Annotated in this window: 13 protein-coding genes; 3 read left to right on the top strand and 10 right to left on the bottom strand. The window is 36.5% G+C overall.

The features are described 5' to 3' along the window. Positions 1–53: 53 nt before the first annotated feature. Both C7D53_RS13865 and C7D53_RS13860 read left to right on the top strand, forming a co-directional pair. Positions 54–812, top strand: a complete 759-nt coding sequence (locus C7D53_RS13865) for a type III pantothenate kinase (protein ID WP_106917033.1) — start codon at positions 54–56, stop codon at positions 810–812. A gap of 41 nt (positions 813–853) precedes the next feature. Further along, positions 854–1,390: a GNAT family N-acetyltransferase gene (locus tag C7D53_RS13860; protein ID WP_106917032.1), complete on the top strand. Its 537-nt coding sequence runs from the start codon at positions 854–856 to the stop codon at positions 1,388–1,390. 55 nt (positions 1,391–1,445) lie between these two features. On the opposite strand, the gene C7D53_RS13855 is transcribed toward C7D53_RS13860, so the two are convergent. The 10 genes from C7D53_RS13855 to C7D53_RS13810 form a co-directional block, all read right to left on the bottom strand. Next, on the bottom strand, positions 1,446–1,625 hold the full coding sequence (locus tag C7D53_RS13855; RefSeq protein WP_106917031.1) for a hypothetical protein: 180 nt from the start codon (positions 1,623–1,625) through the stop codon (positions 1,446–1,448). Positions 1,626–1,706: 81 nt separating this feature from the next. After that, positions 1,707–2,138 carry a nucleoside deaminase gene (locus C7D53_RS13850; protein ID WP_106917030.1) on the bottom strand — a complete coding sequence of 144 codons (432 nt, stop codon included), beginning with the start codon at positions 2,136–2,138 and terminating at the stop codon, positions 1,707–1,709. Positions 2,139–2,188: 50 nt separating this feature from the next. Next, on the bottom strand, positions 2,189–2,707 hold the full coding sequence (locus C7D53_RS13845; RefSeq protein WP_106917132.1) for a hypothetical protein: 519 nt from the start codon (positions 2,705–2,707) through the stop codon (positions 2,189–2,191). Positions 2,708–2,870: 163 nt separating this feature from the next. Then, on the bottom strand, positions 2,871–3,791 hold the full coding sequence (locus tag C7D53_RS13840) for a helix-turn-helix transcriptional regulator (RefSeq protein ID WP_106917029.1): 921 nt from the start codon (positions 3,789–3,791) through the stop codon (positions 2,871–2,873). A 263-nt stretch (positions 3,792–4,054) separates the two neighbouring features. Next, the gene (locus C7D53_RS13835) at positions 4,055–5,536 is read right to left on the bottom strand and encodes a hypothetical protein (protein WP_106917028.1); all 1,482 of its coding nucleotides are present in this window, start codon (positions 5,534–5,536) and stop codon (positions 4,055–4,057) included. A gap of 33 nt (positions 5,537–5,569) precedes the next feature. Next, the gene (locus tag C7D53_RS21165) at positions 5,570–9,286 is read right to left on the bottom strand and encodes a hypothetical protein (protein ID WP_228422350.1); all 3,717 of its coding nucleotides are present in this window, start codon (positions 9,284–9,286) and stop codon (positions 5,570–5,572) included. A gap of 40 nt (positions 9,287–9,326) precedes the next feature. Beyond that, positions 9,327–11,054 (bottom strand): hypothetical protein, encoded by a 1,728-nt coding sequence (locus C7D53_RS13825; protein WP_106917027.1) that lies wholly within the window; start codon positions 11,052–11,054, stop codon positions 9,327–9,329. A 269-nt stretch (positions 11,055–11,323) separates the two neighbouring features. Continuing rightward, complete coding sequence (locus tag C7D53_RS13820) at positions 11,324–11,494, bottom strand: hypothetical protein (RefSeq protein WP_162926177.1); 171 nt, start codon at positions 11,492–11,494, stop codon at positions 11,324–11,326. A 232-nt stretch (positions 11,495–11,726) separates the two neighbouring features. Further along, positions 11,727–12,764 (bottom strand): patatin-like phospholipase family protein, encoded by a 1,038-nt coding sequence (locus tag C7D53_RS13815; protein WP_106917025.1) that lies wholly within the window; start codon positions 12,762–12,764, stop codon positions 11,727–11,729. Positions 12,765–13,085: 321 nt separating this feature from the next. Beyond that, a complete protein-coding gene (locus C7D53_RS13810; protein ID WP_106917024.1) occupies positions 13,086–13,586 on the bottom strand; it encodes a M15 family metallopeptidase in 501 nt (166 codons plus the stop codon). A gap of 235 nt (positions 13,587–13,821) precedes the next feature. Between C7D53_RS13810 and C7D53_RS13805 the strand changes: the two genes are divergently transcribed. Next, complete coding sequence (locus C7D53_RS13805) at positions 13,822–15,117, top strand: Y-family DNA polymerase (protein WP_228422348.1); 1,296 nt, start codon at positions 13,822–13,824, stop codon at positions 15,115–15,117. Positions 15,118–15,266 lie beyond the last annotated feature (149 nt).

Here is a 15,266-nt window from a genome sequence, read left to right as displayed (position 1 = left end):
TTTTATAAATTTGAAGCTCAAATTTTTTCAAATCATAGCCTGTTAAAATATAAATGAATTCAATTGTAATAAATGTAGGGAACAGCAATATCAGATTCGGCCTTTTTAATGGTGATAATTGTGATATTTCCTGGGTGATCAATACGAAACCTTACAGAACAGCTGATGAGCTGTATGTACAAATGCTGATGCTTTATCAGACTTATAAAATTGACCCAAAGGAAATAAATAAAGTGATCATAGGATCTGTAGTACCTCAGCTTACCAAAGTGATGTGCTCAGGGATCAAAAAGATTCATGGCGTTAATCCGGTTATTGTTGACAGGGCTACACCATCTGGAGTGCAGGCAAAATCCAAGCAGATGGGAACGGATATTTATGCCAATCTTGTTGCTGCCCACAATTTGTATCCAGACAGAAAAAAAATCGTTATCGACTTTGGAACGGCTCTTACCGCAAGCTGTGTAACAGAAACAGGAGAAACCCTTGGAGTAATTATCGCTCCCGGAATTGTTACTTCCCTAAACTCTTTAATTAATCAGACCGCTCAGCTTCCGGACATTGAGCTTAAAAAGCCGAAATCGGTTTTAGGACTTGATACTGTAACCTGTATGCAGAGTGGAATGGTGTATGGATTCTTGGGAATGGTAGAGGGATTTGTTGACCGCATTAATGAAGAAGTGAATGATGACTGTTTTGTGGTTGCAACAGGAGGCGTTTCTCATGTTTATAAGCCTTTAACAGACAAAATCCATGTGATGGATAGATTACATACCCTAAAAGGACTTTATTTTCTGGGAAAAGATTTATAAACTTAAATGAAGATCCGACCTTAGCTTTAACCTTGAATAACATGAAAGAATTAAATGAGTTTCCAATAATAGAAACCGAAAGGCTTATTCTCTCCCAACTGGAAGAGGCGGATATTCCCTTGATTGTAGAGTTTCTTCAGCATAGAATTTATTCGGATCTTACTTCTAATATTCCTTATCCATATACGGAAAACGATGCCAAGCTATGGTTAAAGATGTCTAAGGATAGCTTTGAAAATAATAGCGGTTATACATTTGGGATCCGTAATAAGGAAAAACAGCTTATTGGAGCCATTGGGCTGCATGACAGAGATGATGATAAAGCTGAACTGGGATATTGGATAGGAATACCTTATTGGAATAAAGGATATGTAACCGAGGCGGCAAGAGCTATTGTAGATTTTGGATTTAAAGAACTGAATTTCAATAAAATATTTGCAACTCATTTTCTTCATAATCCGGCATCCGGAAAGATCATGGAAAAGATAGGAATGGAGAAAGAAGCACTTTTGAAACAGCACATGAAAAAAGACGGTGAATACTTCGATATTGCGATGTATTCTATTTTTAGGGAATAAAGGATGACTTACATCTTAAAAATATAAAAACAGCCTTGTAAGGCTGTTTTTTTGTTTAGCATGGCTGGCATTCATGTCCCGGATTAGGATATACCCATCCTCCACAGCAATCAGGAATAGGTCCTAGCAAACACCCGAGCCTTGTTTTTCCTGTTTCTGGATCTTTATAAAGACATTGGCCTACTCCAACACTTCCGTTAATTTTGGAAGCTTCTTTTCTTGTTAATTTTCTCATATTGATTTTGTTTGGTTGTATTCAAATTTAGGTAATTATTTGATTACTCGCATGTTGTTTGTTCAATATGTAGTGTGGAAATTATCTTTTGCTTTGAAAAAAGGTCTTTACAATGGATGAACATTCGCTTTCCATGATGCCTGTAATAATTTCTGTTTTAGGATGCAAGGAAAGATGCTTATTGATGAAGCCTCTCTGCTCATCTCTGGCGCCAATAACCACCTTTGAGATCTGTGACCAGGAGAGTGCTCCGGAGCACATTACACAAGGTTCCATCGTTACGTATAATGTACAGTCTTTTAAATATTTTCCTCCAAGGAAGTTAGCGGCTGAGGTTATTGCCTGCATTTCGGCGTGAGCGGTAACGTCATTTAAAGTTTCCGTAAGATTGTGTGCCCTTGCAATAATACGGTTGTTGGATACCACAATACATCCGATAGGGACCTCATCTTTTTCCAATGCTGCTTCTGCCTCCTGCAAAGCCATCTTCATATAATATTCGTCAGTAAACATTTTAGTTGGGATTTAAAGTGAAAAATAAAAACAAACAAAAGTATTTCTCATTAATCTGAAATAGTTAAGGTTAAAGGAATCCTGAAACGAAACCTTTCCGGATCACCTTTAACAAGGGCAGGAGAAAACTTTTCAGTAATAGAATACAGTGCAATCTCTGCCTGTCTGTTGAATGTGAAATTATCGCCTTGAGCATGAACATTACTGACGCTTCCGTCCTTTTCTACAATAAAGACAACATCTGTTTTTACGGTTTTAGCATCAGAGTTAACGCCATCCACGTAAAGTAGGTTGGCAACTTCCTGTCTCAGAGTATTCATACCGCCGGGATAATCAGCAATCTTTTCTACATTGGCAGGCTTATCGGTAAGATTTTGAGAGATTCCGCCTATTGTTTTTAAGGTCTGAAGATCTTCTATATTTCTTACCTTTAGCAAAGCCCCAATTAAAGCCGTATTTTCAATACTGTCCATTTTTTTCATGAAAAAAAGAAAGTCTCCCTTAATGGCTTCCTTTTTGAAAGTATTTTTTTCGGCATCAAATTTTTTCTTGAATTCCTTATTCAGCATGCCTCTGTGCTGATTGTAATAATTTTTTACAACCCGAAATTCTTCTTTCTGCTGTGACAAGCAAAATGAAGAAATAATGCAGCAAATACAAATGAATAAAGTTCTCAATAAGGGTATATTTATGTAAATATAATCAAAAAATATGAGAACTATTTATGATCTGTTAACTCTCAAGATATCTGTTTAGCGATTCCTGAAGGTGGTTGCGAATATCATCAACTAAACATTTAGGTTCCAAAACGGTTACCTCCTTTCCATAAGACAGAATCTCCTGCATGAAGTCATAGGTAGGGTGAAGAAAGAATTCAAAATAAATCTCTTCCGGAGTTTCCTTAGTCTCTTTTTGTGATTGGTGAAGAGGAAAACTTCTGATATATTCTCCCTGATGACGGCTGCACTTTAATACAATATTCTGAGGCTTTTGTTCCGCCAGATTCATCACCCCAAAAGCATTTTTGAAATGTTCTCTAAAGTTATAATTATACTTTTCACGGAACTTATTCTTTCCAACATCCAGATAATTGATCCTGTCCAGACCAAAAGATTTTAGAATTTTATCCTTCGTATCAATGGCGATGAGGTACCATCTGTCTTTGGATTCCTTTAGCGCCAGAGGATGTACCTTTCTGGAAGTCATCAGTTTATTTTTGTAGTTGTAATGTTCAAAGCTTACCACCCTTTTATTACGAATAGCAAAGAACAGATCATAAAAATGCTCTACACCAGTTGGCTTTCTGCTTTCAAAAAAAATAAAGTCGGAAAAGTTGGGATGAAGATTCAGGGCATTGCTTACCTGAAAAGATTCCAATAGCTTTTGGTTGTATTCATCCACTTCCATGATGGGGCGGCTCTCAATATAATATCTGTTGTCACCCTTTTTTTTGTTGTGAATAGAAAGGTTGAAAAGATCGGAAATCTCACGGATATCCCTCTGCAAAGTACGGATAGAGTAGCTCTTGATTCCCGCATCCTGGAATTCAAATGAATTTAAAAGATAATCTTCCACCTGAGAATAAGTAGCAGGAGAGCTTTCAAGTCTTTTAATGATTAAGGCATATCTAGTCAGATAAAAATCTTTTTTCATTCGGATATATTTATGTTTACAGCGTTACTATAGTTATTAATAGGGTATGAAACGCAGGTGTTTCATGGTAAAGTTTTGTAAGACAAATATATGCTCTTAATGCGACAAAACTTGTCGTGTTTTATTTTTTTGTTGGAAAGGAATGGTTTTCCTTTATTACCATTATTATTTGAGTGTTTTTCATTTTTAATAATTTTAAAGAGTAATAAAAAAGGCAGAGTTTTTAGGTCTGCCTTCTTTTATAATGATTATTCTTTGCTTTTTTACAGCAATAATAATTGAGTTGGTTTTGCAGTAAATGCACCAATTCCTCCATCAGATCGGGTTGCATAAAAATATCGGGGAATGGAAGGGATAGAAGTCACGGCAAATACGCGGGTCTTTCCATTTACCTCTGCAGCTAGAGTAAGGAGACCATTATAGTAGGATATATATAATACATCCGCTCTTGTAGGGAATCCTCCTATTGGGTCCGGATAAAAATCCAAATTCCCGGTTAATGTAACACCATATTCCAAGCCGTCATCTCCTTTCATTGTGAATCGTGTATGTCCTGCGAAATTCGCTCCATTACCTGTTACAGAAGTGGATACAGAACATTTTACAACAAACCCATTGATCATCTGCGGCGTGTTGATCAAAATATTTGTTCTCGCACTTCCACCAGCCGGCAGTACAATGTTGTTATTGCTGTCTACCTGTGCGGATCCTGTTAAATCTTGCCAAACAGGGTTCAATGCTGAAAAGGTAACCCCTTGTTTCACTAAAAGTTCAGGGCTGCTCAGATTGGTAAGCAGGTTATGGGTGCAAAAGAACTGGTAATAGCCTTGGGGATATTCATTCCATTTTAATCCGAAGTTCAAAATATTGGGCATATTTTGAAGAACAGTGAAATTATTAATATTGTATTCTTCAGGAGTTGCTAATACATTTCCATTAATATCTTTTACACGTTTCATGACAAGCTTTGCATTGGGAGTCTGGTTGTCTACAAACAAATTCAGGCCAATTAAAGTGATGTATTGTGTAAAGGTTAAAGAGTTATCTACGAACGGGAGAATAACACTGTCAATTCTTGGCTGACCTGTGGAATAAAGCTCGCTAGACAAACGCATTCCTTTTCGCCATGCAATCTTTTCAGTATCATTCAATGATGACGGAAGATTCATAAAGGGTTGCTTTCCATTTGTCTTTCCAATACGGCCAGACGCATTTTGAGTTAATAATGTATTAAATAATGCATCATTGGAAACATCTGCTAATCCTGTAATTGAATAGGGTAGACCGGAAGTAGTAATGCCCCAGCTATCTCCCAAGGTTAACCCTGCCCCTGCTGTAGAAGTCAGAGCTGAATTAGCAATGTTTTTTCCCAGATCTCCAGCAGGTAATTTTGCTGTATTTCCATTATGATCCAGGCCTAAAACTTTTGGATAATCCTGAAGACTCCCATCTTTGGAAGGCTTATTTATTTTATTATCCAGTTTTTCTCTGGTGTCTGTGTTATATTCTTTTTGGGTCTTGATTCCGGCAGCTAATAACGCCGGGTCAGAGATATTAATAGAACTATCTTTTAAATCTTCTTGTTGAAGACCAACTGCCGAGGTTTTCAGATCTCCATTTTCATCAATTGCATAGTCTGTATAAGTAGCTGAACCTGGTTCAGCTACTTGATAAATGACATTATTCTCTCTTTCTTGTTCTGGAGGTAATGCATTTACCCTTATGATTTTTCCTATATTGGACATATTATTTATTTTAGTAATTGGTTGATAGTTAAATTATTGCCAGTCTCCAGAAATAACTTTCTCTGAAGAGGTTCCCGAATTTTGAACACCCAGTAGGTTATTATTCTTTTTAAAATTGACATCCTCTGTGACTACATCAGAAGGAACTTCGAAATCTTCAAGGTTTTCCTTAGTAAATGGCAATGCCGTAAGGGTTTGTAAACCTGCGGACCCTTCCTGTAGAATGTTTAGAGAAGTAGGAAGTACCGTAATCCATGCTTTTCCTTGTTTTACACCTACCGGCTCACGCAATTCGTCTACAATACTTAGGTACATTGGATCTCCGATTACCGGAACCTCTCCACCGTTCCAAATTTTTCCTGTAGACATAAAGAACTGTACTGCATCTTCAAATCCTGGTTTTACAGTAACAATTACCCTTGCCATCCCTGCCTGAAGGAAGTTTCTGAATAAAGGATCCGTACTTTGAGACAGATACATTTGCTGCCATTTGGCTTTATCTCCCCAATAGTAAGGATAGAAAGTATAATCCATAATGCTCCATTCAAAAGCTTGTTCCATGAATTTTGCCAATGCGGTATATTGCTCAAGGTCATCGCTTAATACAATACTGAAGTCCTGCATTTTTTCTACTCCATTCGTGAAATCTTTTCCAAGTGAACCATAATCCTGCAACAGGTAGGCAATACAGTTATGCTTTAGGATGACAGATTCCATACTACGGAAGAAATTACTTGTATTAAGTGTTTCTCTGTTTTTCTCTTCTTCCTCTTTAGCTTTTTTCTCTATTTCTGCTTTTTTCTCTGCGAAAATGGCATAAGCCTCATCATAAGCTTTGATAATGGCTGTAAAGTTTTCTAATAGCCATGTTGACATATAGGCTGCAGAAAGTTTACAAGTAATTTCAAATGCGATATTTACAGAATCAATATTTACACATCTGTATAAGAAATCGAATGATCCCGTTACATTTTGTGGTGTAAAATAGGCTGTTTCATCAACAGATTTAATATGGCTGATAAATTCCTTCATACCTCCCGTGAAATCACTTGTATATAAAATATTTTTACCAGGAGAGTCTCTTTCGAAACCATAGTACATTTTTACGGCACTAGCTTCATAATTGTCAGGAATATCAATTTGTCTGTGTTTTGTTTCTCCGTTTCCGTCTATTTTATCCCATTGTTTTCCTAAAATAAGGTTAATTGGAGATTTCGGCTGATCTGTAAGCTTTACACCATAGTGATTAGCCCAGTATTCAACCTGTTCCCTAGTCGCTTTTTTAGCACTTTCCATTTTCCATTTGTCGGTACCACTTCTTGGGTCTAACGGTGGAACTAATTGGTCAGATTTTGACGAAGCTGCTGCAAGATTATGAAGTCTCGCCGGCTCAGGAACCATAAATTCAAACATGGTACGTTTACCGTAGTTGAAGATCTGGTTTTTCATCTTTTTATCTACCCATCTGTAGATACCCACTACATGCTTGTCTCCATTTCTGTTATCATAACCATGAGCATTGTTTTCTTCAAACTCCTCAATAATTTTTTCAATCCTTTCTTCCGCTACTTTGGTAAGGATTCTTTCCGTAGCTTTTTCTGTGATTTCCTGAGATTTCGAAATAGCCTGTCTGGTACTGTTTTCTTTAGAGTTTCTGGCTGCAAAACTTCCTCCTACTTCAAAAGATTTACCCATACCTCCATATCTGAAATGCGCTTCGGTATTGATGTCCTGTTGGATAACATTGGCAACTTCAGATTGCATGTCGTTTCTTGTTGTGGTAGTAGTATCGCTTAGAGTTTCTCTCTCCGTAGATTTGGAAGTTGTAGTTTGGATTTCACTTCTTCTCAGTCTACGTGTTGATTTTTGTTTAAACTCTTTTGCCATAATGTTTTCGATGTGAGTGACCTCACCCGGAACATAGGCATGGGTTGTCTGTACAACTTTTAAGTAATCTGCAATTCCCAATCTTTTTACCCCAAAGTGTTTAGGAATAAAGGTTCCCTGCTTATACTGGCCGCCTCCTTCGGTTGGGTTTTCACCTTCATCTTTTGTTTCTTCAGTATAAAGAATACCTGTAAAAGTCTTGTTAAGTTCAATTGCAGAAAGACGTAACGAAGCTTCTTTTCCATTATTGAAATGAATTTTAATGTCCAGAGAACGGATAAACTTGCCAAACTTGTCAATTAAGAATAAGGGCAGTTCCACTTTGTTATCTATAACTTCAATATTGGAAAAGTTTTCTTCATAAAGCCCGAAATCAGTGCTGGCATTGATTGTTACAGAAGCGGCTCCCCAGGCATTACTTTCAGCCTGATAATAGAATGTAGCCGTTGCTGGCATTCTGGAAGAGACAGGTTCGTATGATGTTTTTAGATAATAGGATCTTGGAACAATACGGGACGCAGCACTGTAAGAATTAACAACAGGAATTAATACTCCTCCGATGCTTGCATAAGTTTGTTCAAGAGATGGAGATTTCTGGAATAAAGTCTGAACTTTTGAAGTCGTTTCTTCATCCATTTTTTCAAAAATTTCAGGATAAGTATCAAATTCATCTGTAATTGAAACCTCAACTCTGCCCAATTGCAGCTTTCTGTCATTTAAAACCGTAATCGTTGAAAAATCCAATCCGTTTTCAGGTTTTTCTTCACTTGTTACCTTTGTGAAAATATTGACAAATAATTTAAAAGAATCTAACGAAAGTTTCTCTTTCAGATCTCCAAAATTAATTTCATTTTTATACTCAAATTTGAAAGGTGGAACTTTTAATGCTTCCAATGAAGCATACAGGGCATCGATCTGTTCCTGCGTTAAACCTCCATTTGCAATTTGTGACTTAATGCTTTCATGCATATTGTCATATTTTTCAACATCAGCCTGATGAGTATTCATGTACTCTTTGTAAGCAGCATCATATGCTTTGGCTCTTAAAGTATTGAATGTCTTCTGAGTCGCTTCCAGCTCAGATCTCAACTGGATCAATCCGTCTTTTTCAAAGGTAAGATGGGATAATTCTGAAATTCTCTCCCCTTCGGCTTTTAATTGTTGTTGGGCTGCCATTGAAAGGGCTGTTCCATTGATAACTCCATCTCCAATTTTAGAAACATTGACCTGAAAAGCATTTCCACTTCCATTAGAAGTAGAATCTGTATTTTCTCCTTCATAGCCATCTCCGAACAACTTCATTGGGAGAACAACTCTTGCTTCCAATGCTTTTGCTTTTAAATCTTCTCCGTTGACTTTTATTAATTCCGGAGTGGCAGGTAAGTCACAGACATATCCGAAGTGAAAGGCTCTTAAAATGTGTACTAAAGCTTCTTTAACGTAAAAGTTGTTTTGGGTAACAGTTTGATAAATAAGATTATCCCAAACTTGTCCTAGTTTACTTTGAATTGCACTGCTGTTGTATAGATTTTTGGCTGTAATTTCATCTAATGCTGTAATAACTTCTTTTTTTGCAATCTTTCTTCCTATTTTAAGAGCTTCAGAAAGAGAACTGCCTTCAATTTCGATTTCACTTTGATAACCTGTTGTATTGAATGTTTTAGCAGCATTTTCCAATGCCCTGAATTTTTCCAAAGCGGTGCTTCCAGGATTAATTGCTGAATCAAAAGAACTTTTCAATTGTGTTGGTCTGTGAATGAAACCTAGATTGACTTTTTTAGTTTCTGTCAATTCAGGATTTCTTAAACTCACAAATCTAAATAAGGTTTGTGGTGCAGTATTATTTGTTTCGTTTGTTGCCATTTTAATATTTTGCTGTTTTTGTGTTAAGTGATTATTGATATTAGGCCGGTTGATCTCCTTTCTTGGTGTATTCGAGAGTAAGCGTGAAAGAATTAATTGAAGAATAATTATAATTAGGAATACCTTTCAGCTGAAACTGTACAAACTCTTTTTGGAGTGAGATGAAAGCTTCACCTCTTAATTGGTTCCCTGAAAAATCTGCTTTCATATCATACCACTCTGTAAACATCTTATTGGAAACGATAATTTCCATGTCTTCGAAGATTTTGTCTATCTGAATAATTCCGTGATCTGGAATTTGAGAAAAAACAACTGTTTTTCTATAGATGGGTTTATTGTCAATCCATAACCCTCCGGTTTTTACTTCTTCTCTTGAATAAGAGTGTTGCCTGTCTGCATATTTCTTCTGGATATAATCAAGATCCGTTACATTATTCGTATAATCGGATGATCCCGAAAGCCCTCTTACATCAGCCCCACCACAACTAATCAGATAAGTAGGCTCAATTGTAGTAATTCCTTTTTTTGTAATTTCAGCTACCGGACCATCAAATTGTTCAAGGAATGTAAATGTAGAATGGCCCATAAGAGTTCCGTTTTGTGTCTTATCTGAACAGAAAACGGCACCTTTAGAAAGTCTGGTAAAACTATTGTTAGCCATATCTTTGATAACAATGTCTCCTGTTACTGGCTTATTAGAGATTGTTCCGGCTAATGGAACAGACTCAGAAGAGGCTTTATCTTCCCAACCGAATGTTCCATCAGGTCTTGCAACAATATTTTTGGTGTAACTTGAGTCAGCTGCTGGAATCTGATTGGGTGTAATTGATAATTTACCATTCAGATTTACATAGCGGTCTACGAAGTTTCCGGAGATTAAAGCATCAGATAATGTTACAGAATTTCCTGACTTATTATTGTGAATATATAAGCTGTTTTGTAATTGAGCGTTTGCAAATGCAGAATTATTACCCATTATAATATTACTGCTTGAGCCTGCAGAGAGCGCCGAACCTGCATTTTGACCTAAAATGATGTTCAGACTGTTACCGTCTCCACCCCAATTTGCTGCATAAGTTCCTATAATGGTATTGCCATTGGTTTGCTTGGCATTACCAAAAGCGGAGTATCCAATAACCGTATTGTCATTCGAGGATAGTCCGTTTGAGTAGCTGGAGTTACCAATAACTGTATTTCCTATAGAACTGCCATCAGATGTAACGTATGTGGAGTTTCCAATAATGAGATGATCAGAGCCATAGGGTTTTGAATTTTTACCTATTGAAATAGTATTACTGGAATTAACATTTAAGTCATCAACTTTATCATTAATTATAATATTGTTTAAAGCAGAAGATCCACCATAGCTTATTCCTTGTATATTGATGGATTTAGTAGTTTCATTTCCTCTATCGGTAACGGATTGCAGGGTTCCAAGCTCACCCTGGGTAATATCAATGTATCTGGCCCCTGTCCATCGGTAGAGTTTATTGTGGTCTTTGGTGATATAAATCTTTCCGGATTCCCCAGCTGGAGGAAAATTAGAAAAAGTATCAAATTCTAGAACATCATCTACATAGCTTGGTAATTGTGAAGCTGGAACTATTCCGTCTACAAGATCTGCTTTTTTGGAAAAATCATAGTTTAGCTTTTCTGCTGGAATCTTTTCCTCCTTATGCCAGTAGGATTCCTGCCATTCCCAAAATTCTTCCTGTTTTGGAATGTCTCCATTTTCGAAATAGACTTTTAGTTCTTCTTTTGTTCTCATAAAAATGTGATTTAATAAATAAGTGATATCTGAAACCCTCTGTTGAAAGGTTTCAATGTATTGTAGCCGTGTTTTTGGAGTGGTTATAGGCTATGTTTCCACTTTTGGGGGATATTTTAGGATTTTATGATCATTTTAAACACAGTTCCGGCTGTTCAGCATTTTGTGATGGTGATTCAAAGGATTCGAGAATAATGTAATGAGACTGTTGGTGTATAGTAGGGAAGTGACTGAACAGCAGCAGAACGTGTTGTGTTTAAAAGTATATATTAAATGGTGTCTTCTTCCAGAACATCATCTTCAAAGTCTGTTCTGAAGAAGTTTTCAATGTCATTGAGATAGTTTTCATAGTCCATCTCTGCATTTTCGATGTCACTCCACTCTATGGTGTAGAGATCTTCATCGAAGATTGTATCTGTGTTGTGAGTTGGCGTTTCCATGTTTTTTGTGATAAGGTGTTGGTTATATTTTGAACATATTTTGGGCTGTTCAGCATTGATGAATGTTGAAATCAAAGGCTTTTAAAGTTTTTGTTGATTGTTATTTTGTGGCTTTGTTTATACTACAAAAGTAGGGGTGGGGAGCGACAAAACTTGACGTGTTAAAAAAATATTTTTCAATTTGATGATATAATCTTTTAAGCTTATATTGAGTATTTATAAGCTTAAAAACTTATATTTTGTTTTTGATGAGCTTCTGAACAATTTGGTTCAATGTTTCTCTGTTATCATCAATATAGCTCAGCCCTGCCTGTATCAGGTTTTCAATATTAGAGCGTCTTACATTATCCATTGCCGGAGAGGCATTTTTCAAAGATGGATTGAGGCGGTAATAGTTTTTCTGATTTCTCAATCCTAAGGTTTGAAACATTTGACCCAGCTGATAATCAACTGTTTCGGCATTGGCAGACATTAAGATATCAATAATAGGATTTACCCAGCCAATTTTTCCGGCTTTTTCCAGTCTTTTAAAAGAATAAGGTCTGGCCTCAATTCCTGTCCCTATAGAGATGATAATCATGTCATTAACTCCAGGGTGGTTAGCTTTCTGATGATTTTTTAAAACCTCTGCAAAAGGGATTTTTCTTGCCTCTGCATAAGCGCAAAGAGCGGGGTTGTTTGCAAACATACCGCCATCAATGAGGCTAAAGATTTGTCCATACATAGATTTAATCTGTACAGGGCTAAAATAGGTGGGAGCTGCTGATGTGGCTCTGCAAACATCTTTTACATAAAAATTATCTGTGCTGAGGTGGGCCTCCCAGGAATTGAAAAGCTTTGCTCGCCTGTTTTCTATATCATAACTTGTTATTAAACATGGTTTTATTAATTCCTTTAATTCTAGATTTCCAAAAAAGTCGTTCAGATTTTTCTGAAGAGCTTCCTGAGAAATTCTTTCATTCAACAATCCAAATGGATTAACGAGTTTTTCCCAAAAGGAAACCTGGAAGATATCACCGCCTTTTTCAGCATACAATTCCAAACCTTTCTGAATGGAATATTTCGCTTTACGAACTTCATCGGGGCACAGGATAATTGACGCGATCAAACCTCCTGTGCTGCTGCCTGCTACCAAATCAAAATAATCCCCGAGCTTAGCAGTGGGTTTATCATAATACTGGAGCTGTTCTTCTATGTAGCGCAGAATAATGCAGGTAATAATTCCTCTTATTCCGCCTCCGTCCAAAGAAAGAATGGTTGTCTTTTTCATGTGATATTTTTATTTGTTTTTTAAGAATCCGGATAATTTTTATTTCAGATATCAGTTTTGTGTCTTGTGTTTTTTTGAGCTATATATCTGATTTTCATTATCTTTTTTGTTGTTTTCTTGTAGATCAAAGATAGGACGGAGAAGCGACAGAACTTGTCGTATTATCTGAACATTTAATTAATTTTCGATAAAAAATAGCTCTGAAAATAAGCAACTTAGAGACACGGTTATTTTATTTCTGAGAAACTTTAAAAAAAGTTTTTTCCCGGAATTTTTCAAGGCAGATTTATAATAAATATGGTAATTCATCCTTTCGGAAGGTTATAGTATAACATAGCCTGCCTTATCCCTTGGCATCTTTAGGAGTTTCCTCCAGCTGATTTTTATAGGTCCTTTTTTAGATGGAATGTTCTTTTTTTCAAAATGAGGAAGATCCTTGAATGTTTTCCAGTTTCCACCCCAGTCCCAGCCATGTCTGGCAAAAACCTTTACACACTCATACCAGTCGGCAACTTTATCGTTATCCCAGTCTTTTACCGTATCCCAACTTGCTACTTTTTCGTCAATCATCAGGCACATGTCTACAGCAAAACCATAGTTGTGAATACTTTGTCCTGCTTTGGCATTGGTCACTTTTTTTCCGGAAGTAATTCTTCCTATGGCATAGAGCTTTTCCTGTTCCTCAAACGATCTTAGTCCTTGGGTGATTCTTATTTTGGCTCTTCCGGTAAGAGCTTCGTCACATTCCTTGATAATTTGCTTCACTTCATCTCTTACCAGCGGGTGAAGTTTCTGAATACGTTCCGATGTTACTTTGTCCATAATCTTAGTAATTTTAAAGCAAAGGTAGCAGTGGGAAACGACAAAAATTGACGTGTTTTAATTTAAAATGAAAGCAAAAAAAGAGGAATAGAAAAATGTTTTTGAAAACAAAAGTACCATGATAATGCGACAAAAGTTGTCGCATTTAAAAATATTATTCATTTGTTTTTCAGGGTGTTAAATCTAATGTTAATTGTGAGTCAAAAGATTATTTTATTCTTTAAAAACAATAATTTTGCATATATATTCAAGATACGTCATGTATGCGCTTGTAGATTGTAACAATTTTTTTGTTTCCTGTGAAAGGACTTTGGATCCTACACTGGAGGGCAAACCCGTTGTGGTTCTTTCCAACAACGACGGATGTGTTGTGTCCCGAAGCAAAGAAGCGAAAGATCTGGGTATTCCTATGGCTGCACCGGCTTTCAAATACAAGGAACTTTTCCAACAGCATGATGTAAAAAGCTTTTCTGCAAAATTTGAACTTTATAATTACAAAAGCCAGCAGGTTATTCATATCGCCAGCTCCTATGTTTTGGACTTTGAGGTGTATAGTATTGATGAACTTTTTCTCGATTTGACAGGGTTTAAATATATTGATATTTATGATTACTGTTTTAAAATTAAGGAAGAAATTGATGAGAAAGAAAATATTCCTGTAAGTATAGGAATTGCCCCCACCAAAACTCTGTGTAAGGTTGCCAACAGAATTGTAAAGGATTTCCCAAAGCAATTTAACGGTGTTTATATCATGGATACTCCGGAGAAAATTGAAAAGGCCTTGAAATGGCTTAATATTAGCGATGTATGGGGAATTGGAAGAAAGCTGGCTGTAAAAATGAATGATAGTGGGGTTTATAAGGCATGGGATCTTCTTCAGAAGCCGGAAGCTTGGGTAAGGAAAATCATGGGAATTCACGGAATAAGAATGATGAATGAGTTGAAAGGAATTCGTCAGCTGGAATTGGATGCCCCGTCACCCAAAAAATCAATTGCTGTTACCCGAAGTTTTATGCAAATGCTTACAGATAAGGAAGAGATCCGAGAGCGGGTGGAAACCTTTGGAATGTATTGTTCGGAAAGATTACGCAAGCAAAATACCTGTTGCAGGATGATAACGGTATTTGTACAAACCAACAGATTCAGAAAAGACCTTCCTGAATATAGGAACGGGATGACCCAAATTCTTCCCAATCCTACCAATTCTTCCATTTTAATAGGAAGGGTTGTCAACGAACTTTTTGAAGCCATCTACAGGGAAGGATTTCATTATAAAAGAGCAGGGGTTATGGTAAACGACTTTGTTCCGGAAGACCAAAGGCAGATCAGCCTTTTTGAAGAAGATATCCAAAATCAGCACCTTCCAGTGATGAAAGCGATGGATGCCATGAACAGAAAATATGGAAAAGATAAGGTGCGTCTGGGAAGTATGAGCGGTGAAAATACTTTTGGCCGTGCGCAGCTGTCTCCTGAATATGAAGCTTTCTTAAAAAATAATACTTTACCAGAAGCTAACTTTAGGTTCCATTAGAAGCCAAAGACTGGTATAGAGAAAATATCATTTTAAAAATTCCTGAAAAATTCTTTTTTTATTTCTTAAATATATTAAAATACCGAATTTTGATATTGTAAAAAACGATGTAACGTATTGTTTTTCAGTTATTTTGTTTTTGGTTGTTA

This window comes from Chryseobacterium aurantiacum (genome assembly GCF_003020585.1).
Taxonomy (GTDB): Bacteria; Bacteroidota; Bacteroidia; order Flavobacteriales; family Weeksellaceae; genus Chryseobacterium; species Chryseobacterium aurantiacum.
The sequence above is the reverse complement of the archived record's forward strand: the minus strand, read 5'-3'. Positions and strand labels throughout refer to the sequence as shown.